Origin of the sequence: Arsukibacterium sp., from assembly GCF_033721375.1 — a bacterium.
Taxonomy (GTDB): Bacteria; Pseudomonadota; Gammaproteobacteria; order Enterobacterales; family Alteromonadaceae; genus Alishewanella.
Genome location: NZ_JAWWAP010000011.1, coordinates 127,912 through 154,293 on the forward strand (window position 1 = coordinate 127,912; position 26,382 = coordinate 154,293).

The 26,382-nt window shown below is 51.4% G+C and carries 22 protein-coding genes; 12 read left to right on the forward strand and 10 right to left on the reverse strand.

All coding sequences use genetic code 11. The features are described 5' to 3' along the window. Positions 1-44 precede the first annotated feature (44 nt). Both R3187_RS16875 and R3187_RS16880 read right to left on the reverse strand, forming a co-directional pair. On the reverse strand, positions 45-644 hold the full coding sequence (locus R3187_RS16875; RefSeq protein WP_318968230.1) for a redoxin domain-containing protein: 600 nt from the start codon (positions 642-644) through the stop codon (positions 45-47). Positions 645-692: 48 nt separating this feature from the next. Next, positions 693-2,801, reverse strand: a complete 2,109-nt coding sequence (locus R3187_RS16880) for a protein-disulfide reductase DsbD family protein (RefSeq protein WP_318968231.1) — start codon at positions 2,799-2,801, stop codon at positions 693-695. 219 nt (positions 2,802-3,020) lie between these two features. Between R3187_RS16880 and R3187_RS16885 the strand changes: the two genes are divergently transcribed. From R3187_RS16885 to msrA, 3 genes are all read left to right on the forward strand, one after another. Continuing rightward, positions 3,021-5,246 carry a TonB-dependent receptor gene (locus tag R3187_RS16885; RefSeq protein WP_318968232.1) on the forward strand — a complete coding sequence of 742 codons (2,226 nt, stop codon included), beginning with the start codon at positions 3,021-3,023 and terminating at the stop codon, positions 5,244-5,246. A gap of 160 nt (positions 5,247-5,406) precedes the next feature. Continuing rightward, positions 5,407-6,486, forward strand: a complete 1,080-nt coding sequence (ltaE, locus tag R3187_RS16890; RefSeq protein WP_318968233.1) for a low-specificity L-threonine aldolase — start codon at positions 5,407-5,409, stop codon at positions 6,484-6,486. A gap of 91 nt (positions 6,487-6,577) precedes the next feature. Beyond that, positions 6,578-7,903, forward strand: a complete 1,326-nt coding sequence (msrA, locus tag R3187_RS16895; RefSeq protein ID WP_318968234.1) for a peptide-methionine (S)-S-oxide reductase MsrA — start codon at positions 6,578-6,580, stop codon at positions 7,901-7,903. Here the strand turns inward: msrA and R3187_RS16900 are convergent. Next, positions 7,900-9,252 (reverse strand): mechanosensitive ion channel family protein, encoded by a 1,353-nt coding sequence (locus tag R3187_RS16900; RefSeq protein ID WP_318968235.1) that lies wholly within the window; start codon positions 9,250-9,252, stop codon positions 7,900-7,902. The two genes, msrA and R3187_RS16900, sit on opposite strands and share 4 nt — an antisense overlap. A gap of 63 nt (positions 9,253-9,315) precedes the next feature. Next, complete coding sequence (gene ppc, locus R3187_RS16905; protein WP_318968277.1) at positions 9,316-11,946, reverse strand: phosphoenolpyruvate carboxylase; 2,631 nt, start codon at positions 11,944-11,946, stop codon at positions 9,316-9,318. 256 nt (positions 11,947-12,202) lie between these two features. Here ppc and R3187_RS16910 point away from each other — a divergent pair, with 256 nt between their 5' ends. Continuing rightward, positions 12,203-12,919, forward strand: coding sequence for a VC0807 family protein (locus R3187_RS16910; RefSeq protein ID WP_318968236.1), 717 nt, complete (start codon positions 12,203-12,205; stop codon positions 12,917-12,919). On the opposite strand, the gene R3187_RS16915 is transcribed toward R3187_RS16910, so the two are convergent. Further along, a complete protein-coding gene (locus R3187_RS16915) occupies positions 12,906-13,742 on the reverse strand; it encodes an ion transporter (protein WP_318968237.1) in 837 nt (278 codons plus the stop codon). The two genes, R3187_RS16910 and R3187_RS16915, sit on opposite strands and share 14 nt — an antisense overlap. A 202-nt stretch (positions 13,743-13,944) precedes the next feature. On the opposite strand from R3187_RS16915, the gene R3187_RS16920 reads away from it, so the two are divergent. From R3187_RS16920 to R3187_RS16930, 3 genes are all read left to right on the forward strand, one after another. Further along, positions 13,945-14,730 (forward strand): DUF1206 domain-containing protein, encoded by a 786-nt coding sequence (locus R3187_RS16920; protein ID WP_318968238.1) that lies wholly within the window; start codon positions 13,945-13,947, stop codon positions 14,728-14,730. A 138-nt stretch (positions 14,731-14,868) separates the two neighbouring features. Further along, a complete protein-coding gene (locus R3187_RS16925; RefSeq protein WP_318968239.1) occupies positions 14,869-15,768 on the forward strand; it encodes a lipid kinase in 900 nt (299 codons plus the stop codon). A gap of 1 nt (position 15,769) precedes the next feature. Next, positions 15,770-16,210, forward strand: a complete 441-nt coding sequence (locus R3187_RS16930; RefSeq protein WP_318968240.1) for a hypothetical protein — start codon at positions 15,770-15,772, stop codon at positions 16,208-16,210. A 56-nt stretch (positions 16,211-16,266) separates the two neighbouring features. On the opposite strand, the gene R3187_RS16935 is transcribed toward R3187_RS16930, so the two are convergent. Together R3187_RS16935 and R3187_RS16940 are read right to left on the reverse strand one after the other, a co-directional pair. Then, the gene (locus R3187_RS16935; protein WP_318968241.1) at positions 16,267-16,767 is read right to left on the reverse strand and encodes a hypothetical protein; all 501 of its coding nucleotides are present in this window, start codon (positions 16,765-16,767) and stop codon (positions 16,267-16,269) included. A 306-nt stretch (positions 16,768-17,073) separates the two neighbouring features. After that, positions 17,074-18,246: a cystathionine beta-lyase gene (locus R3187_RS16940; RefSeq protein WP_318968242.1), complete on the reverse strand. Its 1,173-nt coding sequence runs from the start codon at positions 18,244-18,246 to the stop codon at positions 17,074-17,076. Positions 18,247-18,461: 215 nt separating this feature from the next. Between R3187_RS16940 and R3187_RS16945 the strand changes: the two genes are divergently transcribed. Then, entirely contained in the window at positions 18,462-20,963 is a 2,502-nt protein-coding gene (locus R3187_RS16945; protein ID WP_318968243.1) for a TonB-dependent receptor, read from the forward strand. Positions 20,964-21,013: 50 nt separating this feature from the next. Here the strand turns inward: R3187_RS16945 and R3187_RS16950 are convergent, their stop codons facing one another. Next, a complete protein-coding gene (locus tag R3187_RS16950; protein WP_318968244.1) occupies positions 21,014-21,784 on the reverse strand; it encodes an EAL domain-containing protein in 771 nt (256 codons plus the stop codon). 86 nt (positions 21,785-21,870) lie between these two features. Then, entirely contained in the window at positions 21,871-22,512 is a 642-nt protein-coding gene (locus R3187_RS16955) for a class II aldolase/adducin family protein (RefSeq protein ID WP_318968245.1), read from the reverse strand. Positions 22,513-22,653: 141 nt separating this feature from the next. On the opposite strand from R3187_RS16955, the gene ubiD reads away from it, so the two are divergent. From ubiD to R3187_RS16975, 4 genes are all read left to right on the forward strand, one after another. Beyond that, a complete protein-coding gene (ubiD, locus tag R3187_RS16960) occupies positions 22,654-24,144 on the forward strand; it encodes a 4-hydroxy-3-polyprenylbenzoate decarboxylase (protein WP_318968246.1) in 1,491 nt (496 codons plus the stop codon). Further along, positions 24,141-24,419 (forward strand): 2Fe-2S iron-sulfur cluster-binding protein, encoded by a 279-nt coding sequence (locus R3187_RS16965; RefSeq protein WP_318968247.1) that lies wholly within the window; start codon positions 24,141-24,143, stop codon positions 24,417-24,419. The genes ubiD and R3187_RS16965 overlap by 4 nt, the downstream gene beginning before the upstream one ends. Before the next feature lie 33 nt (positions 24,420-24,452). Further along, positions 24,453-25,178: an NAD(P)H-flavin reductase gene (fre, locus tag R3187_RS16970; protein ID WP_318968248.1), complete on the forward strand. Its 726-nt coding sequence runs from the start codon at positions 24,453-24,455 to the stop codon at positions 25,176-25,178. Between the two features lie 62 nt (positions 25,179-25,240). Continuing rightward, the gene (locus R3187_RS16975; RefSeq protein ID WP_318968249.1) at positions 25,241-25,651 is read left to right on the forward strand and encodes a thioesterase family protein; all 411 of its coding nucleotides are present in this window, start codon (positions 25,241-25,243) and stop codon (positions 25,649-25,651) included. Here the strand turns inward: R3187_RS16975 and R3187_RS16980 are convergent, their stop codons facing one another. Then, on the reverse strand, positions 25,652-26,371 hold the full coding sequence (locus R3187_RS16980; RefSeq protein WP_318968250.1) for a hypothetical protein: 720 nt from the start codon (positions 26,369-26,371) through the stop codon (positions 25,652-25,654). Between the last annotated feature and the right edge of the window lie 11 nt (positions 26,372-26,382).

A 26,382-nucleotide genomic window follows, 5' to 3' on the forward strand; every position in this document is an offset into this window, starting at 1 on the left:
ACAAGCAAAGCTCAGCCAGCAAATACCGGCTGAGCTGTTGTTTGTTAATACTTAACACTACAGCCATAAGGCCGGGTAACGGCTGGATCCGGTATATTGCCGGCCAGTACCGCAGTTGCCGCGTTAGCAAAGTACGGCGTGGCTTTGGCAATATCATCCACTTTAGCGGACGGGATACTGTCGATACCGCCCATGTACTGCAACACACCGTCTTCGTCAATAACATACATATGCGGGGTGGTTTTGGCGTCATAGGCCTTACCCATATTGCCACTTTCATCAAATAAGATAGCGGTAGGGCTGGCATTACGGCTGCTGGTTAATTCTGCTGCTTTGGCGCTATCGATATGGCCCTGTTTGCCCGGTGCTGACGAGATCACACTAAGCCAGACTACGTCTTTAGCCTGCATAGCTTGTTGCAGCTGCTGCATATTGCCGCTGTAATGCTTAACCACGAATGGGCAGTCATGGTTGGTCCACTCCAGCACCACATTTTTGCCGGCAAAATCCTTAAGGCTATGGCTTTGGCCATTTGAATCTTTCACGGTAAAATCCGGCGCCGGCTGGCCAACCTGTGGCGCGGCAGCAAGGGTGGCTGCAAATAGCATGGCACCGACGGAAACAACGAGTTTTGCTAATTTCATAGTTATCGCTCCTGTTGCGTAATGGGTTACACCTTGATTGTTGGCTGCTTACTGCTGACTTAACGACTCAAATGTTTGCCTGAGAGTGTCAGGCGTTAAAATTTGCGGTAGCACCTGTGGTGGCTGCCCCGGCCAGTACACCACGTATAACGGCACGCCATCGCGCTGATACTGCTGCAAATAAGCAGTAATATCACTGTCGCGGCGGGTCCAGTCCCCTTTCAGGTAACTGACATTATATTGCTGTAAAGCTGCCTTGCTGCGATCGGTATTCAGCGCTACCCGCTCGTTCACCAGACAAGTAATACACCAGTCGGCGGTCATATTAACCAGTACCGGCTTTGCCTGCTGGCGCAGCGCACTGAGTTTTTCCGGTGACCAGTTTTGCCAGTGCTGCTGGCTTTGGCTTTGCTGGCTGACAGTACCCTGCACCAGCGGCTGGCTGGTAACCTGCCATAAAGTGAGAAGCGCCAGCAGTAGCAAGCCAAACATCGCCAGGCGGTTAAACCAGCCGGCTCCCAGCTGCACCCTACCCCACAACCACAATGCAGCAGAGAGGGCCACCATGCCAACCAACAGTAAAGCTACTGCATCGATGCCGGTCTGGCGGCCAAATACCCACACCAGCCAGACTGCACTTAAATACAACGGCCACGCCAGTAACTGCTTTAAGGTATCCATCCAGGCGCCGGGCTTAGGTAATAGCCGGGCCAGCGCCGGAATATAGGCCAGCAGCAAAAAGGGTAGCGCCATACCAAGGCCGAGCGCAGCAAACACCAGTAACGCCACCTGTGGGCTCTGGGTTACGGCATAACCGAGCGCCGTGCCCATAAAGGGCGCAGTGCAAGGGCTGGCAACAATGACCGCCAGTACCCCGGTAAAAAATGAGCCTTTAGCGCCGCGTCTGGCAGTGAGCTCACTACCGGTATTCATTAAGCCCAGGCCAAACTGCACCAGCCCGGACAAACTTAAGCCCAGCGCCAGCAGTAAATAGGCCAGTAAACCCACCAGCAACGGGCTTTGCAGCTGAAAGCCCCAGCCAATAGCGTTACCGGCGGCTCGAAGCGCTATCAGTAAACCGGCTAACGCCAGAAAGCTCAGTACCACCCCGGCCGTATAAAAAACAGCATCACGTTGTTGCTGCTGCCGTTGCTGACTATTGCCGGCAATGCTTAGCGCTTTTAATGACAACACCGGAAATACGCAGGGCATTAAATTCAGGATCAGGCCACCACCAGCGGCCATTAATAAAACTAACCACAGACTGCTCTGCTTAAGCGTCCCCCCAGTCACCAGGATTTCAGTACTGGCACCAGGCTCAGCCGGCTGACTGCGATGCTGTAGATTGACGCTATAACCCTGGCCTGTGGCATCCACCAGCACCACTTCCACCTGTTGCGGTGCACTGCTGAAATAAGTATTGATGGCTTGTTGTAACAACCAGCCAGCTGGCTGCGACACCAGTTGCTGGCTGGCAGCATGGTCTACCAGCTCAGTTGCGGCCACAAAAAACGCTACCGGCGGCTGGGGCAGCTGTTCGCTCAGCTCTGCAGAGAATGCGCCGCCGCTGATGGCATAGTCGCCCGTTATCCCGGTTGGCAACGGCAATGCAGCGCGGGCCTTGTTAAACAATGGCTGCTGGCTTGCCGCCAGTTCGCTCTGGCCGGCAACTGCCAGGGTTAATTCAAAGCTGGCATCTGCCGGAATACAAATTTCCTCGCATACCAGCCAGTCAACATCGGCATAAATAGTCAGGCTATCGGCAGCATAGTCAGCCGGGATGCTCAGCTCTGTCAGTAGTAAAGTCTGGCCGGCATAACCATAGTTAACCAGTGGCGGAATAATAAAAGCTTGCGGTGTTGGCCATTGAATTGCCCCGGCCTTTACTCCGGTGGGAAGTTGCCAGCTGATGCTGGTTGCCAGCCCGGAGTCGCCGGGATTCTGCCAATAGGTATGCCAGCCTGGGTCGGGTTGAAAATGCAACAAAACGGCCAGTTGCTGGCCCGGCACAACCGTACCGTACTCTGCCAGCAGTTCAGCCCTGATATGCTTTGCCTGCTGCCAGCCACTATTACTGGCATTAACAGCAAAACTCAACGGCCAACTGCTTAGCAGTAAAAACGCCCAGATTGTCAGCCAGCTGCTTCGTTGCGACATTACTTTACCCCGATATCTGCTTTACGCTATTAAGCTACTTCAGTTCAGAGAAATGTTCAAAATAACTGCGATAAATGCGGATTTAATACGCCAAGTGCAGCAAAACTCACGACAGAATGCTATATTAGCGGGGCTTTATTCTGTGGTTAGCCGTGGTCACTCCGGCTGGCTGTTACCCCCACCCCAGTGATGATATAAAGGTTGAACTTAATGAAAGGCATGAAAAAGTCTGCTCTGAATCTGGCAATTTGCGCCGGTTTGTTTGGTGCTGTCAGCTTTGCTACGGCTGCGCAAACTCAGGAAACTGACAGCGAGCAACAAGACAATAATAAGCTGGAAACCATTACCATTACCGCCCAGAAGCGGACCCAGAGTATCCAGGAAGTGCCTATTTCGGTAGCCACCATCAGCCAGGAACGGTTTAATGCGATCTTTTCCGGCGGCGACGACATTACCGCTCTTGCAGTAAAAGTACCGGGTTTATATGCTGAGACCTCAAACGGCCGGGCTGCACCGCGCTTTTATATCCGTGGTTTAGGCAATACTGATTTTGACCTGGCCGCTTCACAACCGGTTTCTATCATCATGGACGAAGTGGTGATGGAAAACGTTATTTTAAAAAGCTTTCCTTTGTTCGATATCCAGGCAGTTGAAGTTATTCGTGGCCCGCAAGGCACCTTATTTGGTCGCAATACCACAGCCGGCATTATTAAGTTTGACACTGTAAAACCGCGCCAGGAATTTGATGGCTATTTTAAAACCAGTGCCGGCAGTCTGGGCATGCTGAATGTGGAAGGCGCTATTGGCGGTGGCTTAACTGACGAGCTATCAGCCCGGGTGTCGTTAATGTCCAACCATCGCGACGACTGGGTCAGTAACAGTTTCTACGGCAATGAAGATGTGATGGGTGGCTATGATGAAAAAGCCGGTCGGGTACAGTTTTTATATGAAGGGGACAGTTTTGAAGCTTTACTGAACCTGCATGCCCGTAATTATGATGGCACTTCAACCTTGTTCCGGGCCAATATTTTAAGCCCTGGCAGCAGTGAGCTGAATAATAACTATGACCGCGACACGGTAGCGTATAACGAAGGCCGTAATAACCCACAAAGTTATGATGGCTGGGGCGGTTCATTAAAGTTTGATTTCGCGCTTAACGATATGACCTTAACCAGCATTTCAGCGGTTGAGAAAGCCGACGGTGGTGGTATTGGTGATATTGATGGTGGCAACCCTGACGGCCCCGGATTTATTCCGTTTCAGGCGGTCACTGAAGATCAGCTGCGTGACTTAAAGCAGGTGACCCAGGAAATCCGCCTGGCCAGTGATACCGACAACGCACTAAGCTGGCAGACCGGTGCCTTTTACTTTGACTCAAGCTTCTCAGTAAACAGCATTGACGGCTTTTTCGGTGCGACTGAAGTATTCCATGGTAATACCAGCTGGGCACTGTTTGGCCAGAGCTCATACAAAGTTGATGACAAACTGGATATTACCGCTGGTATCCGCTACACCGACGATGAAAAAACCTTCTATGTTGGCCAGCAGAACGTTAACGGTTTTGCGCTGGTGATTGGTGCGGCTGAAGAGCAGTATTATGCGCCAATCCGGGTGTCAGATGACAATATCAGCTGGGAGCTCAGTGCTAACTATCGCCTGACCGGTACCACCAGCCTGTTTGCCCGGGTTGCCGAAGGCTTCCGCGCTCAGTCTATTCAGGGCCGCGATGTAGCCTTTGAAGCCCCACCATCAGTAGCTGATGCTGAAACCATTACCTCGTTTGAAGTGGGTGCCAAGTCAGACTTACTCGATAACACTCTGCGTTTGAACGGTGCCTTGTTTTACTACACCATTGATGACATTCAGCTGTCGGCAATCGGCGGTCAGACTCAGGGTAACCAGTTAATCAATGCCGACAAGGGCGTGGGTTATGGTTTTGAAATCGACTTCGACTGGCGCGCTACACCCTATTTCACCGTGGGCGGTGGCTTCAGTTATAACAACACGGAACTGCAGGATGATAACCTGACTGTAGCACCGTGTGGCTCTGGCATGTGTACGGTGCTTGATCCGGTAAACAGCGACGGCCAGGCCTTTATTGATGGCAATCCGTTCCCGCAGGCACCGGAAACTATCTTAACCCTGAATGGCCGCTACGATTTCCCGATTGAAAGCGGTGAAATTTATGTTTATGCCGACTATCAGTTGCAGGGTGAAACTAACCTGTTCCTGTATGAGTCAGCCGAGTTCCGCTCGAACAATAACTTCGAAGCCGGCTTGCGCGTGGCTTACATCAATTATGAACATAACTACGAGGTTGGTTTCTTTGGACGTAATATTACCGACGAAGACAACCTGAAAGGGGCTATCGACTTTAATAACCTGACCGGTTTTGTTAACGAACCACGGATATTAGGCGTCGATTTCAGGATCAGCTTCTACTAAGCATTTGCTGCTTTAACAGAACCGCCCGCGTTGAACCGGGCGGTTTTTTATTTCCCGTTCAGCATGCTATTGGCCGTATCGTTATTGCTTTTTACCCTGCTGACGTTTTAGCCTGCTGCTACCAGTTCCGACTGCCTGAACTTATTAAGCAGAGATCCCAATGACCGATTTTCGCAGTGATACCGTAACCCAGCCCTGTGCTGCTATGCGCCAGGCAATGCATGATGCCGTACTTGGCGATGATGTATTTAATGATGACCCCACTACGCTGGAGCTGCAGCGCTATGCCGCTGAGTTGCTGGGCTTTGAAGCAGCGTTATTTGCCCCCAGCGGTACCCAAACCAACCTGATTGCGATGATGAGCCATTGTCAGCGCGGCGATGAAGCAATAGTTGGCCAGCAGTGGCATACCTACAAGTGGGAAGCTGGCGGCATGGCAGTGCTGGGCTCTATTCAGCCGCAGCCGCTGGAATTGCAGGCAGACGGCACACTGGCGCTTAGCGATATCGTCGGCGCCATAAAACCAGACGATCCGCACTTTGCCCGCAGCCGGTTAATTGTGATTGAAAATACCGTTGGCGGTAAAGTGCTGCCACTTAACTATATGCGCGATGTGGCCGCACTGGCTAAAAAGCATGGCTTAAAATGTCATATCGATGGTGCCCGGCTGATGAACGCCGCTGTTGCTATGGCAGCTGAGCACCGGTTAAGCCCGCAGCAGATGGCCCGCGAGCTTTGCCAGGGCTATGATTCGGTATCGTTGTGTTTATCGAAAGGCCTTGGTTGTCCGGTGGGCTCGTTATTGCTGGGCTCACAAGTGTTTATTCAACAGGCAAAGCGCGTCAGAAAAATGCTCGGTGGCGGTATGCGCCAGACCGGGGTGTTAACTGCCGCCGGCCTGTATGCGCTGCAACATAACATTGCACGGCTGGCTGAGGACCATGCCAATGCCCGCTATCTGGCTGAGGGCTTAACTGAACTGGCCAGTGAGTTGCCGGCGCTGCAATCGTTGACGGTGATCGTACCGCAAACCAATATCGTATTCACTGATATCAGTCCGGCACTGGCCGACCGCTTGTTACCCTATCTGGCTGAGCACGGCATTAAAGTCACTGCCAGCCGGTATCAGGCAAGTCAGGGCGCCTTAATGCGCCTGCGCTGGGTCTGTCATCTGGATATCAGCCGCAACCAGATCACCGAAACCCTGGGTTTTATCCGCCAGTTTGCTGCGCAAAGTTAACAGGGGCATCGCGCTAATAGCGAAATCAGTGAAAGCCTGTGGCCAGTGAGCCGGTCTGTTTAGTTAACCAGAGCAACCACAGGATGATGTGATGAAATATCTGAGCTTTTGTATCGCTTTAGTTGTGTCTTTACTGATGTTTTCTGCGCTTAACTCTCCGGCGCAGGATCTGCCAGCAGTAACTGCTGTGACACCAGAGCAAGTGAAGCCTGACATGCCGCTTACCGCTCAGCTTGACAGTATAGTACTGGGTTCAGGCTGCTTTTGGGGCGCTGAGATGCGTTATGAAAAACTGCCGGGTGTAGTGGATGCGATATCCGGTTATGCTGATGGTCAGGGTGTGGCGCCCAACTACCGGGCCATTACCCAGCGCAGTAATAAAATGAACCCCAACAACCACGCTGAAGTGGTGAAAGTTATCTTTAATCCGCAGCAAATCAGCCTGGAAGCCTTGCTGCAACATTATTTTGAAAGCCATGACCCCACTCAGCTTAACCGCCAGGGCAACGATATTGGTACTCAGTATCGCTCGATTATTCTGACCAACAGTGCAGAGCAGCAGGCCCGGGCTAAGGCGGTAATGCAGCAGTATCAGCCGTTATTAACCGCGGCCGGTTATGGCCAGATTGTTACCCGGTTAAAGCCCCTTACCGAGTTTTTTCCGGCCGAAGCGTATCATCAGGATTATATTGCCAAAAACCCCAATGGTTATTGTCCTGACCATTCTACCGGGGTGCGTTTTAACCGTGACAACAAGCCGGACCAAAGCCAGACTGACAACAGCCCGTTGTTAACGGGTAAACATATCGTGGTAATAGACTCGGAAAACTACTGCCCTTACTGCGAAAAATTTAAAGCCGAGGTGGCCCGTGATTATCAGGGCGACATTCCACTGCATTTCCGGTTTGCCAGCCAGCTGGATAAGCTGACAATTAGCAGCCCTACCTGGGCTACGCCGACCATTATTCTGCTGGAAGATGGTAAGCAGGTATTCGCTCATCAGGGCTTTCTCAACGCTGAAGAATTTTATCTGCTACTGGGTAAATTTAAACTGGGTGACAGCGAAGCTTTCGATGTTGCCTTTGATAAAGCGACTGATCAGCGGTTTTGCAAAGAGTATCAGATATTTAAAAACACCCCGGATGGCATTTTTGTCGACAAATTAAGCGGCGCGCCGTTATTTGATACCCGCGACCGTTTTAACTCCGGTACCGGCTGGTTATCGTTTACCAAGCCGGTTGCCGGCGCTGTTATTGAGAAGCCCGATAACCGTTATGGCATGCAGCGCACGGAAATCCGGGCCAAAGTGTCGGGTATTCATTTAGGCCATGTGTTCGGCGATGGCCCCAACGGCCGGCCGCGTTACTGCATAAATGCCACAGTGCTTGATTTTGTACCACGGCCAAACGCTGGTTAATCTGCTGGTTTACCGGCAGAGTTGTTATCCGCTGCCGGCAACAGGTTTTCTTCTGCCGACTGGTTAAGCTCGTCAGTTAATTGCTGTTCGATGGTGGTATCAGCGCTGACATCCACTGTCGCCACGTCAGACTGGATCGCCTGCGGTTTCGCCGTTGCCCGGCCCGGTGCGCTGTTATCTGCATCCTGGGCAGCCATATCGACCATATGCAGCCGGTAAATCGGCTCAGGCATTTCAATGCCTGCCTGATCAAAGGCGGTTTTCACCAACCGGATCGCTTCGCTGCGTGCCTTCAGAAAATCGGTATCGCGTTGGTCAATCCAAGCCAGCACCCGGACACTGACCGCACTGTCACCAAGCTCCAGTACCAGCACCCGCGGCGGGGGCTCGGTTAAAATGCCGGGCATATTATTTAAGGTACTGATTGCCAGCTCGCGCACCCTGACTAAATCAAGGGTTACCGACACACCCACATTGAATTCGAAACGGCGTAATGGATTACGGGTAAAGTTGGTCATCGGTGAGGTAATGATCTGGCTGTTCGGGATCCGTAGATGATTGCCATCCAGGGTCATCAGCACGGTATCGCGCGAGGTCAGCCGCACCACTTTACCGCTCATATCATCAACCTGAATAAAATCACCAATGGCAAAAGGGTTGCGGGTACTAAGCAGCACCCCGGCCAGGTAATTCTCAACAATATTGCGAAACGCAAAACCCAGCGCGATACCGATCACCCCGGCTACGCCAAGCATCGCGCTGACCAGCGCTGTGGCATCAAGCAATTCCAGTGCAATCAGAATACCAATAGCGGTAACCGTTAACCGCACAAAGCGCATGCCAAGGTTAGTGGCCAGTTCAGACAAGCCTAACTTACGCAGTAACGAATTGCGCCGGGATAACCAGCTGCCAAGCAGCGAAAACAGCAGCACCGCCAGAATAGCAAGCAGCAATAACGGTAACATTTGCACCGTGGTACCCAGCATTTCCCGGAATTTTTCAGTAGCGGGGGCTAAGCGGGAGCGTACCGCCAGCTGCTCCTGCAGCTGGTTCTGGACATGCACTACCCCTTCCAGCCGGCTGGCGATAGTGGCAACTTCATCTTTCAGCTGGGCATTGGCTACCTGGCCCTGCAGCGTGATAACCCCGGCCCTGACGCTGATTTCCACCTGTTCCAGACCGCTGATGGCTGCCGTAATATTACCAAGCCGCGTCGCAATCGCCTGATCCGCTGGTGCATCCACCACTCTTATTTCTGTCTCAGGCTGCTCACTATCGGCCTGCTGTGCTACTACGCCGGGGCAACACAATACCCCTGATAACATAAGCAGCGCTAACCATTGCCGCATTATCCCTCCGGCTTAATCTGATTGGCAGTAATCTAACTATAGCAGCTACTCTTAGCCGCCTGCTTATCCCGAGTTGCGCATGCCGGCCGCGATGCCGGCGATACTGACCATCAGTGCCCGGCTAATCATCGGGTTGACCCGCTCGGGCTGATGGCGAACCCGGTGTAACAGTTCGGCCTGCAGAATATGCAGTGGGTCTACGTAAGTGTTGCGCAGCATTATTGATTCGCGGATCCAGCTCTCTTTCGCCATTAACGTATCGCTGTGAATCAACTTTAGCAGCAGCTCACGATCTGCTGTCAGCTGGGCCCGCAGTTGCTGCCCCAGATGTTTCAGCTCGTCCGGCACCAACACTTTGTCATAATAAGCGGCGATATCGACGTCGGCTTTTAAAAACACCATTTCCAGCATCGACATACGGGTGGCAAAAAACGGCCATTGCTGCTGCATTTCATCCAGTAAAGCGGTGTGGTTCTGTTCTGCCGCTTTCGCCAGCGCAGCACCGGCACCCAGCCAGGCCGGCAACATTAAGCGGTTTTGCGACCAGGCAAATTGCCACGGGATCGCCCGCAGGCTTTCAACGCCACCGGTCGGGTTACGTTTGGCCGGCCGGCTGCCCAGCGGTAACTGGCCCAGCTCCTGCTCGGGTGTGGCAGCACGGAAATAGCCCACAAAGTCTTTATCGTGGCGCACCACGACACGATACGCCTCGCACGAGTCATCGGCCAGCTGCTGCATCAGCTCACGCCAGCTTTTTTTCGGCACCGGCGGTGGCAGCAGCAGGCCTTCCAGCACGGCACTGGCATATAACGCCAGACTGCGCTCGGCAAGTTTTGGCAGGCCAAATTTAAAGCGAATCATTTCGCCCTGCTCGGTTACCCGCAAACCGCCAGCCAGTGAGCCCGGTGGCTGCGATAAAATAGCGGCATGGGCCGGACCGCCGCCACGGCCAATGGTACCGCCGCGGCCATGAAACAACGTCAGCTGCACTTTGGCCTGCTGGCAAATGGCCACTAAGGCTTCCTGGGCACTATACTGCGCCCAGGCGGCGGCAAACACGCCGGCGTCTTTGGCCGAGTCAGAGTAACCAATCATCACTTCCTGCTTACCATTAATATAGCCACGGTACCAGTCAATACTCAGCAACTTCTCCATACACTGCGGCGCATTTTGCAAATCACTTAAGGTTTCAAACAAAGGCGCCACCGGCATCGCAAAGCTGATGCCGGCTTCTTTTAACAGCAGTTGCACCGCCAGCACATCAGACGGCTTACCGGCCATTGAAATAACGTAAGTACTCAGCGCTTCGCTGCCGTGCCGGGCCACGATATCGCAGGTATCCAGTACTTCCTGAACATCGTCCGACGGCTGCCAGTTTTTCGGGAATAATGGCCGGCGGTTAGCCAGCTCGGCCAGTAAAAAGGCCTGACGGGCACTTTCGTCCCAGGCACTGTAATCGCCCAGGCCCAGATGCTGGGTTAATTCAGCAAATACCTGAGCATGGCGGCCGGCATCCTGGCGGATATCCAGCTTTAACAGGGTTAAACCAAAGGCATAGGCGCGGCGAATAGTGTCCAGCAGCCGGCCATTGGCAATCACAGCCATGCCGCAGTCAAGCAACGACTGATGGCACAGCAGTAAGGGCTCTAGCAGCTGCTTATTATGCCAGATTAAATCCTGCGGCCGCTGCAGCCGGTCATGTTTCAGCGCCTCAGTCAGCCAGTCGCGGCTGCGCAGCAGGCCGGTCTGCAACTGGTTCAGCACCACCCGGTAAGGCTCACTTGCCTCGCCTGCGGCTGCGCGCAGTGCGTCATTGGCCTGATACATCGATAATTCACTGCTGAGACTATCTAAATCGGCGGCAAATAAATCGGCAGCTTTCCAGCGGCTTAACAGCAACACCTGACGGGTAACTTTGGCAGTAACAAAAGGGTTACCGTCACGGTCGCCGCCCATCCAGGAAGAAAATTTCACCGGCGCCGCGTCTGCAGCCAGGCCCTCACCGGTTGCGCTTAGCAGTTTCTGATCCAGCTCCCTTAAAAAGTCCGGAATGGCCTGCCATAACGAGCTTTCAATGACTGCAAAGCCTGATTTGGCTTCATCCACCGGCGTCGGCCGCTGCTCGCGGATTTCATTGGTATGCCAGGCCTGTGCAATCAGTTCGCTTAGCCGCAGTTCCACTTTTTGTTGCTCTGCCGCGGTTAATTCGTGTTCCAGTTCAGTTAAACAACCGGCAATTTCTGTCAGTTTATGAATAAGGGTGCGGCGTGATACTTCAGTCGGGTGGGCGGTCAGCACCAGCTCAATTGATAAATTGGCCACGGCTTGTTTAACTTTGCCGTTATCGAGCTTTTTTTCATCCAACAGGCTGAATAACTCCTGCAGGGGTTCAGGCTTTTCGATACTGGCATGGCCAATCCGGCTGATGGTGTGATGTTGTTCGGCTAAATTAGCCAGGTTTAAAAACTGGGCAAAAGCGCGGGCCACCGGCAATAACTCATCATCGCTCAGGCTACGCAGTACCTGTTTCAGCTTATCGGCCTGTAATTCTTCACCCTGGCGCGCGGCCTTGGACAGCATGCGGATTTGTTCTACCCGTTCCAGCACAGCGTCGCCCAGTTGCTGGCGGATAGTCTCGCCCAGTTGGGTGCCCAGTAGGCCAACATTGGTTTTTAGTGCAGCGTAATGGTCCATTTCAGCATCTCTGTTTTGATTATCTGTGTTCAATACACATCCCGAATAAACCCACCCTAGCCTGTAATCAATTGGTACTCAACACTGATTGATTACAAAACCGGCAACGGAATTGGTAAGACCAAATTACCACAAAGATAAATTCAGGATCAAAGCCCGGACACTCATGCTATTCACCGCTGGCAATATTGACTTAAATAACCGGCTCCGGCCATGCTATAGTCCGACCCTATCTATATAAACGGTAAACAGCCTGATGAGTACACCAGCAACAACCCCAACCCGCCCGGCTAAACAGAAAAAGTCCGGTTTTTTCAGCAATATGATTTTTAATATTGTGGTGCCGGCAGTTATTCTCAGCCGCTTCAGTGGCGAAGACAATCTGGGGCCGGTATGGGGCGTGGTGGTGGCACTGGCCTTTCCGCTGCTGTTTGGCTTATGGGAGCTGCTGCAGTCGGGCAAGGTCAACTTTTATTCAATTCTTGGCATTATCAGTGTATTGCTGACCGGTGGCATCAGCTTATTGCAGCTGGACCCGTCGTATATTGCGATTAAAGAGGCAATGATCCCGGCAATTATTGGCATTATTGTGCTGATAAGCCAGTACACACCGTACCCGCTGGTGAAAAAACTGCTGATTAACCCCGATTTGCTGGATACCGACAAGCTGTATCAGGCACTGGCGGCCCGGCAAAAACGCGAGCTGTTTGAACAGCGCGTAGCCCGCGCCGGCTATATTGTCGCTTCGGCGTTTTTTGTCTCGGCAGTACTGAATTATGTACTGGCCAAAGCCATTGTCGTCAGCCAGCCTGGCACCACGGCTTATGCCGAGGAACTGGGCCGGATGACCTGGCTCAGCTACCCGGTTATTGTGCTGCCGGTAATGGTAATGCTGATGGGCGCCATTATTTATATGTTCAGCCAGATTGGTAAATTAACCGAGCAATCACTGGAAGACTTTATTCTGCAGTAGGCTTTTTCAGCTCGCTGCGAAGCTGTTGCAACTCCTGCTGCAGTTGCTGCATCTGTTGCAATAACTGCTGCTGAGTAGCCTGCTCGGCATCATGCTCCACTTTATGCTCTTCATCGTGCATGCTTTGTACGGCATTAACGATAACGGCAATAAACAGGTTAAGCATGGTAAAGGTGGCAATAAGAATAAAGGGTACAAAAAACGCCCAGGCGTAGGGGAACTCGGCAATCACCGGCCGGGCGATGCCCATTGACCAGCTTTCCAGGGTCATGATCTGGAACAGGGTGTAGAGCGACGCGCCGAGACTGCCAAACCAGTCAGGAAAGGCCTCACCAAATAACTTGGTGACCATTACCGCCGCCACGTAATAAATCAGCGCCAGCACCATGGCAATCGACAGCATACCGTTCAGAGACTTTATTAACGCCCCGACAATTTTGCGCATCGACGGTACAAAGGTTAGCACCCGAAGTACCCGCAATACCCGCAGCGCCCGCAATACCGCAAAAGGTCCGCTGGCCGGTACCAGTGCAATACCCACCACGATGAAATCAAAAATGCTCCAGCCATCTTTAAAAAACGCCAGCCGGTGTACATAAATCCGTAAGCCAATTTCCACTACAAACACGGCCAGAATAATTTTATCAAACAGCAACAGCGCCGGACCAACGGCCTGCATTATCGCCGCTGAGGTTTCCAGCCCCAGAATTAAGGCATTAATTAAAATTAGCGTCAGTAGCGTGCGCTGCACACTGGTACGCTGCAGAAAATGGCCGACTTTATGACGAAAAGAACTTACCCCGGGCAAGCTATTACTACTCATACCGCACCTCAGAATTAAACTGGCGCTATTGTATGTCAGTGGGTGAGCGTTGCCAAAAACAATCATTCTCTACAACAGCAAAACTTGTAAGTTAAGAAAAGGTTACATAAGCTTAATCGGCAAATCAGCCTTCAATTGTTATTCTCCAGCGCGGCGCGCTACGTGATAACGCAGCAAAAACCGAATATTAAAGGGAGTTAGCATGGTTAAACTTAATAGCCCCAAACCCTGGGCTAAAATGGGCTACGCAGCCAGGGGCGTGATTTATCTGACAATCGGTCTGCTGGCGTTTTTTTCCGCCATGGGTTGGCAGGGCGACAAAACGGGCAGTAAAGGGGCCATTTTAAGCCTCAAAGCGCAACCTTTTGGTGAAATACTGTTAATGATGCTGGTGGTAGGTCTGGCAGGCTATGTGATTTGGCGTTTTATTCAAGGCATAACGGATACCGATAATCACGGCCACTCCTTCAAAGGAATCGCTATCCGAGGGGGTCTCATTATCAGTGCAATCTCTCATAGCATACTGGCATATTGGGTAATTAAACTTTTGCTCCACCAGACTGATGATGCTTCTGAACAATCTGTTTCATCAATTGCCTATGAACTTCTGGGTTCAGATAAGGTCACCCTACTGTTCGCGGTAATTGGGGTGATGGTAATCCTGGTTGGCGTAGCGCATCTGATTAAAGGTTTCAGATCCGGTTTCAAAAAGTACATCGATTTTCCAGCCGATAAAAAACAATGGCTCGTTCCAATCTGCAGGTTCGGCCTTATTTCACGTGGCATAGTGTGGTGTATTATTGGCTGGATTATTCTTCGCCCGGCATACGTCTCGGGCAACGCCGATAAAGAAGGAATAAGCGACGCTTTTGAATGGCTGGGCAATACCCCGTTCGGTACCTGGACAATTATCATTATTTCACTGGGCTTGTTTGCGTTTGGAATATACAGTTTTATTGAGTCTCTGTATCGACATATAGACACATAGTGTTTTTTGCCAAAGCTGATAATTGAAATAAGGCTATGCTTTTACTGCATCATGTTTGCGGCAACAGCGAGCATTATTCTGCTAAATTCCGGTTCTGCTGCGAACACCGGCTATTTTTAAGATTGGAGGGACACACAATTGCAACACGCTCTGCTGCTGGTCAATCCTAATAGCCGCAATGGTCAGGCGGCTGAGCTGGACGAGGCAATAGCGTTACTGAAGACTTCGGGTTTTGAGGTGGCCGTTCATATCACGCAAAGCCGTGCTGATATGCTGGCGAAAATTGCAGGTTACCCACAACAAGACGGCATCGTCATTATAGCCGGAGGTGATGGCACGATCAGTTCGGCACTGGCATCCGTTAAAAAACACCAACGCACCCTGGCCATTCTGCCGCTGGGTACTGCCAATGATTTTGCCCGCTCTCTGGGAATTCCACAGGATATTCTGGCAGCAACCGAAACCATTGTTGCCGGTAAGCGGCAACGGATAAACCTGGCAACGGTTAACGGTAACTACTTTGTCAATGTGGCGCATATTGGCTTAGGAGTAGATGTCACTCATGAGCTGACACCGGAAACGAAAAAATACTTTGGCGTTTTTGCTTATCTGGGAGCTTTTTTCAGCGCCATTAAGCGTAACAGAAGTTTTAAAATAAACTTAAAAGCAGATGATTGGAATTGTTCGGTCAGGGTCATTCATCTGGCTGTCGGCAACGGCCGCTTTTACGGCGGTGGCAATATTGTTGATAATACCTCAACATTACTGGACGGGCAGCTAAGTTTATTCTGCATTAAACCACAGCGCTGGTGGCAACTGTTACTGTTGGGGCCCAGTTTGCGCAATGGCGACCTGCGAACAGCAGAGCGGGTTATCTGTAAAACCGCCAGAAAAATCAGCATTAACACCACCAAGCCAATTGAACTCAACGCTGATGGTGAATATAAAACGAAAACGCCTGCGGAGTTTGCCGTAATGCCAGAGGCTATTGAAGTAATCGCAGGAACAATACCGCAGCCAACGACTAACAAGGTTTAATATGTCAATTATACGCACTGATAACGAGGCTGATAGCCTGGAAATTCTGAAATTAGTCAGAGAAACAGCAGACTACTATCGGCAAATGGCTGAGCTGCTGGCGGAAGATAATCTTGACGAGCGCTTAACCAATCTTGCCCGTGAGCGGGAAAGCTTTATCGAACCCTTTGAAAAAGTTGTTAAGCAGCTGGATGAATTGCCTGTCAGGCCCGACCCAGACAAAGAGCTGATGCAGCAGCTGGGTGGCAAGCTAACCCAACTGTTCTCATCTGATGCCAGAAATGCCATTTTGGATAAATGTCTGGAACAAGACCACAAGCTTGCGGATCTGGTCAGACATACCAAGCTCGGCGAGCTGTCGGCAGACATTCAGCAATTACTGGATCAGTTAGCTGACAACCTTAACGACAGTAAGAAAACACTCCAGGCGCTGAAAGAATAAACGGGTATGGCGGTTTACTTGCTGGCTGCAGACTTACCAGAGTCGATACCATGAAACTAGCCGTTTTTTTTACCTACCGTAAAGCACAAGTTAAAACCTGTTCGTTGCCACATCATGGCTGTTAAACCAAAGTAGAGTGACATATATAACGCAAAATGCCATTCGATTACATTCTCGGCGGCATCAGCCCAGCTGACGCCGCTGGCTTTGATAACAATATTGGCAATACCCAGGCACCAGTAAAGCACCATCAGCAGGAATTGCAGCGTTAAATAAAAGCGAACTTTACTATCCAGTACCTGCCCTTTCAGTTTAAGGCTTCGGATGCTTAACATCTGGGCCAGTATCGTTAAGCCAAAATACAACGTGGTGCCGTAGCGGCGTAACAGTTGGTAAATGTCGCCGCTGGTACCCAGAAAATCTATATATAAGATTAAAAAAACAGCGGCTGTCGAACCTGAAATGAAAATAGTTCTTTGAGATTGTTGAGTGATTTTTTCTAACCAGACAGCTTGTAAATACCAGAAAATAAACAGTAACGCCGCTGTTGGCATCATAAGGCCCCGGAATAGAAATATTGCATTTCCTTCACGGGCTGCCCGGCTGATTGATGTGCAGCCTTCAATATACGGTACACACTGCCGCGCCACACCTTCCCAAAGGCCAACTAAAAATGCCCCGTGTGCGGCAATAACGGGAATTAAACAAATGCTCCAGGCGATATAGTAAGGACGGATAAAAACCTCCAACTATGGTGGCCAGCGATATTATCCCGACGGGTGGCGCAGTGAAAGTATTGAGCAGGCCGCTGTGAATAGCAACACAACGGCGTTAATCTTAGTTAGCTGATACCGAATTCAGCCTCAGCTTGCCTGGGCAAACCGCTGAAATGCGTCGGTTAAATCTGCCAGTAAATCATCAACATGTTCCAGGCCAATATGCAACCGGATCAGCGGCCCGCTGTAGGGCCAGCTGCTGGCCGTACGCAGTTTTTGCAGCTGCAAGGTAGCGGTGATCAGGCTTTCATAGCCTCCCCAGGAAAAACCCATTTTAAAATGGCGCATGCCTTCGATAAAAGCTTCAACCTGCTGTTGGTTACCTTGCTTTAACACAAACGAGAATAAACCATTGCTGCCGGAAAAATCCCGCTGAAAAATGGCATGCCCCGGATGCGACGGCAAGGCCGGATGCAGCACAGTCTCAACCTCTGGCCGTTGCTGCAGCCAATTGGCAATAGTAAGGGCGCTTTGCTCGTGCTGCTGCAATCGTACTGCTAAGGTACGCAGGCCACGCAGCGCGGTATAGGCATCATCTGCTGAGGCACAGTAACCCATTAAATAGCTATGCTCCCGAAGCTTTGGCCAGTGCTTTTGATTTGCACTGGCGGTTCCCAGCATCACATCGGAATGGCCGACAATGTATTTGGTTGCCGCCTGAATTGAAATATCCACTCCCAGTGCAAAAGGCTGACATAAAATGGGCGACGCCCAGGTATTATCTAACATGGTGACAATTTTATGTTGCTGCGCCACCGCACAAATGGCTGGAATGTCCTGCATCTCAAAGGTTAAGGAACCGGGTGATTCCAGAAATATTACTTTGGTATTGGCTTGAATTAGCCCGGCGATACCAGCGCCGAGTTGCGGATCATAATAGGTGGTTTCAATACCGAAGCCTTTTAGCAACTTATCGCACAGCGCCCGGGTAGGCTCGTAGACGCTGTCGACCATCAGCAGATGATCGCCGCTTTGCAGAAATGCCAGCAAGGCACCGCTTACCGCCGCAGCACCACAGGGATACAACGCACAACCGGCACCGCCTTCCAGCTCACAAATTGCTTCCTGCAGGGCAAAATGGGTATCGGTACCCCGCCGGCCATAAAACGGTACCCGGTTGCCGCGCTGCAAAGTAGCCTGTTTCAGCTCACTAAAGGTGTCAAATACAATAGTAGAAGCACGCACCAGCGGCGGGTTAACCGCATAGCCGGTGTACTTTTTTGCCCGGCCGGCATCAATAAGTTTAGTGTTTTTATGCATGGTTTAACCCCATTTCTACCTTCGGTCAGTTATAAGCCATCCGGATGGCTGCTCCAGATTACCCTGTTTTGCAGCAAAAATCACGATGCTAATCCGCAGCCGGCTGATCCCACTGTCGTTAACAGCAGTATTGCATCATAGAAACAAAGTTTGCTGAAGTTTGACAAGCTGCAAACGGCCACCTACGTTTTAAGGATATCAACAAGGAGCTTACTATGCGCAGTGCTGCTTTACACCCTTTGGTACTGGCGATCAGTGCGGCTTTACTTAACCCCGCTTTTGTTGTCCTGGCGCAAAGTAACGATAACCGATCTGCCGACGATGAAAAAATTGAGCAAATTGTGGTAACCGGCACCCGGGTCGCCGGCCGCTCAGTAGATGATACCGCCGTACCTATCGATATCGTGGGCGTTGAAGCGCTGGAGCGCTCGGGCTCGACCGAGCTTAACCAAGTATTATCGGTAGCTCTGCCGTCGTTTAATTTCCCCCGTCCCGGCCTTGCGGACGGTACCGATACTATCCGGCCGGCAACCTTACGTGGTCTGGGGCCGGATCAGACTCTGGTGCTGGTGAATTCCAAGCGGCGGCATGCTGCTTCGTTGGTAAATGTTAACGGCACCATTGGCCGTGGCAGTTCAGCGGTAGATCTAAATACCATTCCCACTGCCGCGATTCGCAGCGTTGAAGTACTGCGCGACGGTGCTTCAGCCCAGTATGGTTCAGATGCCATTGCCGGGGTCATTAATGTGCGGCTGCGTGAGGCCAGTGAAGGCGGCAATGTTACGCTGTCATACGGCTATCGCGACTCAGCCTATACAGTACCCACCACCCCGCCGCCGGCAAATGCCACCTGGAGCGCGCCGGCTGAAATAAAGCGCAGCGTTAACGATGGCGAAACAATCAACCTGTCTGGCTGGAAAGGCTTTGCCCTGCCCGGTAATGGTTATCTGACGCTGGCGGCAGAGTTTAAAGACGCCGAACGGACTGAGCGGGGTGGCTATGACCATCGCCAGCAATATCCGCTGGTTGGCGACGAATATGACCCCCGCGAACAAACTATCGAACGCTTTAATGCCTGGTATGGCGAACCTGAGCTGCAGCAATTTACCCTGTTTGCTAATGCCGGTCTGATGTTGGACAGCGGCAAACTGTATGGCTGGGCCAGCTTTCAGGACAGATCAGCCCGCTCTGGTGGTTTTTACCGGCGGGCACTGGATGACAGAAACGTTATTGAAGTGCATCCGGACGGTTTTCTGCCGATAATTGCTCCTGAAGTGACTGATACCAGCTTTGCCGTAGGTTACGAGTGGGATATCGCTGACTGGAGTATGGATGCTTCAGTGGTTTATGGTATGAATGAAATGGCTTTTACCATTGAAAATACCGTTAACCGCTCAATTGGCCCAACCAGTAAAACCGAATTCGATGCCGGCGGGTTTGACTATGACCAATGGGTGTTTAACTTTTCAGGGGTGACTTCTTTCGACATTGCCAGCTTTGCCTCGCCGGTAAATATGGCCACCGGCATTGAAATTCGGCGTGAAGGCTACTCGATTTTTGCCGGCGAACCAGACTCGTACCGCAACGGTGGTGTGTTACTGCCTAATGGCAATCCGACCCAGTCTGGCTCTCAGGTCTTTCCTGGCTTCAGGCCCGCCAATGCGGTAGACGAAAACCGGCGGGCAATTGGTGTCTATATTGATTTAGAAGCCAACATTACTGACAACCTGTTAGGCTCGGTCGCTTTGCGGGCAGAAGACTACTCAGATTTTGGTAATAATGTTACCGGTAAACTGGCGCTTCGTTATGACGTTAATGAAAGCGTCGGTCTGCGCGGTAGCGTGCAGAATGGTTTCAGGGCGCCGTCGCTGCAGCAGCAGTATTTTACCAGTACCTCGACTAATTTTATCGACGGTGTGCCGTTTGATATTACTACCTTCCCGGTTAACAATCCGGCGGCTATTGCCCTGGGTGCCACGCCGCTCGACGCCGAAGAATCCGTTAATTTTTCTTTAGGCGCGGTGTTCCGGCTGGGCGATTTAACCCTCACCATAGATGGCTACCGGATAGATATTGATGACAGAATCGTCTTGTCAGAAAACCTGACCCAGGCCAATGTCCGGGCCTATCTGGAATCGCTGGGCTTAATTGGTATTGGTGGGGGCCGCTTCTTTATTAATGGGGTAGATACTGAAACTCAGGGCGTGGATATTGTAGCCAATTACCCGGTGTTTACTGACCACAGCGGCCGCTTTGATCTGACGCTGGTAGCCAATTTTAACAGCACTGATGTCACCCGCACGCCACAAACCGCTGAGTTATCTGCCCTGGACCCTGCACCGGAGCTGTTTGGCCGGGTAAATGTGCTGACCTATGAAAAAGGTAACCCGAAAAGCAAATTAGGTGCCCATGTTAACTGGAGCCGCGACCGTTTTGGCGCCACTTTCCGCGCTACCCGTTATGGTGAAGTGCTTACCCCGAATGCCAGTGCTGCCAATGATTTTACCCTGGATGCGAAAACCCTGCTTGATATAGAAGCCCGTTATCAAATGACCGACAATATTAAGCTGGCACTTGGTGCTGATAACCTGCTGGATGAATATCCGGACGCTTTCCCGGTTAATTTAAACGGTACTGGTAATACGCCGTTTTCAAACTATTCACCCTATGGTCGTTCTGGCCGGCTGGTGTATGGCAGGGTCAGCTACGATTTTTAACAAGATTTTGGCATTTTTCTGGCAGCAACCCGGGCGCAGCAGGGTCCGGGTTATTTCATGCCATTTAGCTCGGCAGTGCTGATTAACCGCTCCAGCTCTGGCCGGGCAAAATAATAGCCTTGATAATAACGAATACCCAACCCCAGCAGACAGTCCAGCTCGGCTTTGGTTTCCACCCCCTCGGCCAAGACCAGAGTACCTTGCAACTGACACTGAGCCATGGTTTGCTCAACAATAAACTGATTGTCCGGATTGGCTTCAATATTGCGGATTAGCTCCATATCCAGCTTTAAAATATGCGGCTTAAGTTCAACCAGCCAGTCCAGCGTAGCATATCCTGCACCGTAGTCATCAATCGCCGTTTTAAAGCCACGCTTGGCGTAACTGCGAAAAATCCGGTTTAAATGGTCTTTATCCGGAATTTGTTCACCTTCGGTTACTTCAAACACCAGCTTGGTTAAATCAAAACCAAATAAATCGGCGGCTTCAATGGTGGCCTTTATACAGGTTTCAGGGTTGTAAACAGCGTTGGGTAAAAAATTGATATTCAGATAGGTACTGCAGCCCAGCTTTGCCGCTGTTTCAATGGCTTTAACCCGGCACGCCTGATCAAAGTAGTATTTATTGCTTTCGTTAATATGCTGAAAAACCCAGCCCGCGCCCTGGCCCTCGGGGCCGCGCACCAACGCTTCGTAGCCGCAGATAACCTGATATTTCCAGTCAATTATCGGCTGAAACGCCATCCGGATTTGAAAACCTAACGATTGCCCGCTTAAACAGTCGCTGCACGTTTGTTGTTTAACTTGTGGCGGAAAATCCATCAACAACCTTATTTTTGCTAAAAACACCTAAATTAAACTTTAGCGATTATCCGCTACTTTTACCAACCTTTAATCGGCAGTAAGCGTTATTCAGAGACAGTATCACGACCAAGCGCTGCCGCATAACAGGCAATCAGCCGCTGGCCGGCCTCTGCCGCGCTTTGGCCAACAGCCACTATCCCATCTTCATGGCCGGCCATGCTAAACAGCCCTTGTTGCAATACATCTGTATCACGGAATAACCGTGCCACTTCATCGGCCATCGCCACCGTGCCATAAGGTACCTCGGCCCGGGTTTGTGGCAGGCCCAGGGCGCTGGCCTGCTGCCAGATTTGCGGACAATGGGCATGAATAACAAAGTTAATGTCGTCGCTTAACTGATACAACTGGCCATGGGTCATTGCCTCAGAGGACGGCCTGGTCTGGCCCAGTGCTGTGATCTGGTTTTGTTCAGGAACACATTCGCTGACCAGCGCATAGTCAGCCGCTGTCATATTGCTGATCCCACCGGTCTGGCTGCCACTGATAATAAACTGGGTGGTATTGCGATAGCGCTGGCTAATATTACCAAAACCGTAATTATCGTATCGAGCCGGGTCCTGGCCCAGCATACCTAACTGCAGCATAATATGGCGCCAGCTGTTCAGCTGGACAATATCATCCATCTTCAACACCTCAGCTGGCTGAAAATTTAACTGATATTTTATAACCCCTTCCTGCTCGGCCATCGTATCACTCTGCGTTTAATTACCTGCCGCTATTATAAAGCCAGCGCTTTGCCAAACCAGCCGCATAGCAGGCCAAAACTGGCAAGCACTGACCAGAGCTGTATAATAGCCGGCAATAACTGACAAGGGCTGATGCCAAGCATGAAATATAAAGACTTACGCGATTTTATCAGCCAGCTGGAACAACGGGGTGAACTGGTGCGGGTAACTGCAGAAGTAGACCCGGTGCTGGAAATGACCGAAATTGCCGACCGCACCTTGCGGGCCGGTGGCCCGGCCATATTATTTGAAAACCCGAAAGGCTATAACATGCCGGTGCTCGCTAACCTGTTTGGCACGCCGCAGCGGGTGGCGCTTGGCATGGGCCAGGAAAACGTATCGGCACTGCGGGAAGTGGGTAAGTTACTGGCTTTTTTAAAAGAGCCAGAGCCACCAAAAGGTCTGAAAGATGCTTTCAGCAAACTGCCGTTATTTAAGCAGGTGCTGAATATGTCACCGAAGCAGGTAAAAAAAGCCGCCTGCCAGCAAATTGTGCTGACAGGTGAGCAGGTTGATTTAAGCCAGTTGCCGGTAATGACCTGCTGGCCGGGCGATGCGGCGCCGTTAATTACCTGGGGCTTAACAGTAACCAAAGGGCCGCACAAAGAACGACAGAATCTGGGTATTTACCGCCAGCAGGTGCTGGCAAAAAACAAACTGATTATGCGCTGGTTATCGCACCGCGGTGGCGCCCTGGATTTTTATGAATTTCAAAAAGCCAATCCGGGCCAGAATTATCCGGTTTCAGTGGCCTTAGGCGCCGATCCGGCAACCATTTTAGGCGCCGTCACCCCGGTACCGGATACCTTGTCTGAGTATGGTTTTGCCGGGTTACTGCGTGGTGACAACACTGAAGTGGTCAAGTGCATCAGCAATGATTTGCAAGTACCTGCCAGTGCCGAGATTGTGCTGGAAGGCTATATTGCCCCTGGTGAAATGGCGCCGGAAGGCCCTTATGGCGACCATACCGGTTATTATAACGAAGTTGATAACTTCCCGGTGTTTACGGTTACCCATATTACGATGCGCAAAGACCCGATTTATCACAGTACCTACACCGGCCGGCCGCCGGATGAACCCGCCATTCTGGGGGTGGCACTGAACGAAGTATTTGTGCCAATTCTGCAAAAGCAGTTTCCGGAAATCACCGACTTTTATCTGCCACCGGAAGGCTGCTCTTACCGGCTGGCTGTGGTCACCATGAAAAAGCAGTACCCCGGCCATGCCAAGCGGGTAATGATGGGCGTCTGGTCATTTTTGCGCCAGTTTATGTATACCAAATTTGTCATTGTCTGCGATGATGATATCAATGCCCGCGACTGGCAGGATGTGATCTGGGCCATTACCACCCGGATGGACCCGGCGCGTGATACCACCCTGGTAGAAAATACGCCGATAGATTATCTCGACTTTGCCTCGCCGGTATCAGGCTTAGGCTCGAAAATGGGTATGGACGCAACCAATAAATGGCCGGGCGAAACCAGTCGGGAATGGGGTGAACCCATAGTGATGAATGAAGCCACTAAACAACGGGTTGATGCCATCTGGGATAGCCTCGGCATTGTGCTGCCGGCAAAGGAATCCCGGCTTTGAGTTTTCAGGTAACCATTACCCCGGCCGGACTCAGTTTTACTGTGCACGAAGAAGAGACCATTCTGAACGCAGCGCTGCGATGTGGTATTGATTTCCCCAACCGCTGCCGGCAAGGCGTTTGCACCAGCTGCGTCTGCAAACTAAAAAGCGGTGAAGTTCGATATAACGAGCCACAACCGCTGTCCGACGTGGACAAACAACAGCAGTTTACTTATTGTTGCCTGGCGTACCCGCTAAGCGATGTAGTATTGCATCATCCATTTATCAGTGGCTGACCACAGGTTCAGGCCACCAGAAACGAGAGCGTTATGACCAACACTGCCAACACCACTGCGATTGCCTGCCAGGTGATTTCTGTCGAAGCACTGACCCCCGGGATCAGCAAAGTTGTGCTGCGGCCGCAGCAGGCAGCTGATTACCGCGCCGGTCAGTATTTGCAACTGGTGTTAAGCGATGATGATAAACGACCTTTTTCGATTGCCAGTATCGCCAGCAGCCAATTACTGGAGCTGCATATTGGTACCCCAGCCGGCGATACCTGGTCGAGCGCTGCCCTTAGCCATATTGAACAGCAATTCCGTGCTGGCTTGCCGGTGATGGCTGAAGTTGGCCTGGGCCAGGCTCAGTTGCGTACCGACAGCAAAAGGCCGGTCATTTTAATGGCTGGCGGCACCGGTTTTTCTTACGTTTACGCGATTGCCCAGGCACTTAGCGCGGCTAACGCCAGCCAGCCGGTATTTTTGTATTGGGGCGTGCGCCATGAAGATGCGTTGTACTATCAGGCAGAGTTACAACAATGGGCCAGTCAGCATAAGCAGTTCCGCTTTATCCCGGTAGTGCAGCAGCCGGGTACCGGCTGGCAGGGCCGCAATGGTCTGGTACACGAAGCGGTGTTAGCTGATTTTGTCTCGCTGGAAGCCTATGACATTTATATCGCCGGCCCCTTTGCCATGGCCGGGGTAGCACGCGAAGCCTTTACAGAGCAAGGCGCCCACCGCGAGCATATGTTTGCCGATGCCTTTGCCTACATTTGAACTGGTTTGGCCAGTTAAACTGTGCCACACTTAGTGCCTTTCGGTAGAACAGGATCAGTAAGATGCAACATAAAACCCTGATTAAAGTGCGTGGTTATCATTTAGATATTTATCAGCACGTCAATAATGCCCGTTACCTGGAATTCCTGGAAGAAGCCCGCTGGGGCTATCTGGAAGACAGCGGCGATATTGACTGGTTTGCCAAACATAAGCTGGCCTGGATTATCGTCAATATTAATATTAACTACCGGGTTGCGGCCACCATGGGCGATACCCTGGAAATATTGACCCGCTTTAGCAAAATTGGCGGTAAAAGCGCTGTGGTTAAGCAGGAAGTGCGAATTGCCGGTAAAGATGCCATTGCTGCTGACGCTGAGGTGACCATTGTCTGTCTTGATCAGAAAACCGGCAAGCCGGTGGTTATTGAAGGTGAATTAAAAGCACGGTTGGAACAGCATATCGCCGAGCAATAATCAGCGCTTACTATGTTTATCCAGCGCTTGCTTTAGCAACGCGCTGGTTGTCACTTCATCGCCGCAAGGCACCCTTTTTGCCGCCATCAGTGCTTCAAAACCATCCAGCGTCGGGTCGCCGAAAACACAAACACCTTTGCTGATACGAACGATATGCCGGCCATCATTTAGCTGGGCAACAACCTGCTGTGTCGGGTCCTGACTAACCGGCCAGTGCTTTTTATCCACTGTTAACCTTGGCTGTTGCTGCTGTTGAATAAATTGCTGGTAGCTGACCGTTGCTGCCCGCTCGATTGCCGCCTGATCCGGTTTTGCCACTTGGTGCAATGCACGTTGCGCCAGGCTTTGGCCTTGAACTAACGTTGTGTTATCTGCTGAACGGGTATGTTGGTCAGCGACATCTGGCGTTGTCGTGAGTGGTTTTAATTCTGGTGGCAAGTTTCCTGCGCTGTCATCGCTGACAATAGCCTGCTCGACCCTTTCATCGGCCGTTCTTTGTTCATCTGGCAATAGATTGTCTGGCAGAGTCGCTTTAGGGGGCGGTTTTGCAGCGGGCGGCGGTTGATACAGGAAGGATATTATTGGCTCAGCTACCGGTGGCGACGCAGGCTGGCTGAATTTTGTTGTTAGCAGCAACCCCAAAATGACGGTGTGCACCAACACGGCCAGCAGCACAGCATTGCCATATTCAAAGATAAAACGCTTGAGAGGGTGTGTCACAGCTGACAAAA

What these genes read in the sequence shown, in the direction of transcription:
- R3187_RS16900 (WP_318968235.1), bottom strand. Translation starts at nt 9,252, where the DNA reads ATGCGGCAATGGTTAGCGCTGCTTATGTTATCAGGGGTATTGTGTTGC.
- ubiD (WP_318968246.1), top strand. Translation starts at nt 22,654, where the DNA reads ATGAAATATAAAGACTTACGCGATTTTATCAGCCAGCTGGAACAACGG.
- R3187_RS16950 (WP_318968244.1), bottom strand. Translation starts at nt 21,784, where the DNA reads ATGGATTTTCCGCCACAAGTTAAACAACAAACGTGCAGCGACTGTTTA.
- R3187_RS16935 (WP_318968241.1), bottom strand. Translation starts at nt 16,767, where the DNA reads ATGATGCCAACAGCGGCGTTACTGTTTATTTTCTGGTATTTACAAGCT.
- R3187_RS16910 (WP_318968236.1), top strand. Translation starts at nt 12,203, where the DNA reads ATGAGTACACCAGCAACAACCCCAACCCGCCCGGCTAAACAGAAAAAG.
- msrA (WP_318968234.1), top strand. Translation starts at nt 6,578, where the DNA reads ATGAAATATCTGAGCTTTTGTATCGCTTTAGTTGTGTCTTTACTGATG.
- R3187_RS16945 (WP_318968243.1), top strand. Translation starts at nt 18,462, where the DNA reads ATGCGCAGTGCTGCTTTACACCCTTTGGTACTGGCGATCAGTGCGGCT.
- ppc (WP_318968277.1), bottom strand. Translation starts at nt 11,946, where the DNA reads ATGGACCATTACGCTGCACTAAAAACCAATGTTGGCCTACTGGGCACC.
- R3187_RS16885 (WP_318968232.1), top strand. Translation starts at nt 3,021, where the DNA reads ATGAAAAAGTCTGCTCTGAATCTGGCAATTTGCGCCGGTTTGTTTGGT.
- R3187_RS16975 (WP_318968249.1), top strand. Translation starts at nt 25,241, where the DNA reads ATGCAACATAAAACCCTGATTAAAGTGCGTGGTTATCATTTAGATATT.
- R3187_RS16930 (WP_318968240.1), top strand. Translation starts at nt 15,770, where the DNA reads ATGTCAATTATACGCACTGATAACGAGGCTGATAGCCTGGAAATTCTG.
- R3187_RS16915 (WP_318968237.1), bottom strand. Translation starts at nt 13,742, where the DNA reads ATGAGTAGTAATAGCTTGCCCGGGGTAAGTTCTTTTCGTCATAAAGTC.
- R3187_RS16920 (WP_318968238.1), top strand. Translation starts at nt 13,945, where the DNA reads ATGGTTAAACTTAATAGCCCCAAACCCTGGGCTAAAATGGGCTACGCA.
- R3187_RS16940 (WP_318968242.1), bottom strand. Translation starts at nt 18,246, where the DNA reads ATGCATAAAAACACTAAACTTATTGATGCCGGCCGGGCAAAAAAGTAC.
- R3187_RS16955 (WP_318968245.1), bottom strand. Translation starts at nt 22,512, where the DNA reads ATGGCCGAGCAGGAAGGGGTTATAAAATATCAGTTAAATTTTCAGCCA.
- ltaE (WP_318968233.1), top strand. Translation starts at nt 5,407, where the DNA reads ATGACCGATTTTCGCAGTGATACCGTAACCCAGCCCTGTGCTGCTATG.
- fre (WP_318968248.1), top strand. Translation starts at nt 24,453, where the DNA reads ATGACCAACACTGCCAACACCACTGCGATTGCCTGCCAGGTGATTTCT.
- R3187_RS16875 (WP_318968230.1), bottom strand. Translation starts at nt 644, where the DNA reads ATGAAATTAGCAAAACTCGTTGTTTCCGTCGGTGCCATGCTATTTGCA.
- R3187_RS16880 (WP_318968231.1), bottom strand. Translation starts at nt 2,801, where the DNA reads ATGTCGCAACGAAGCAGCTGGCTGACAATCTGGGCGTTTTTACTGCTA.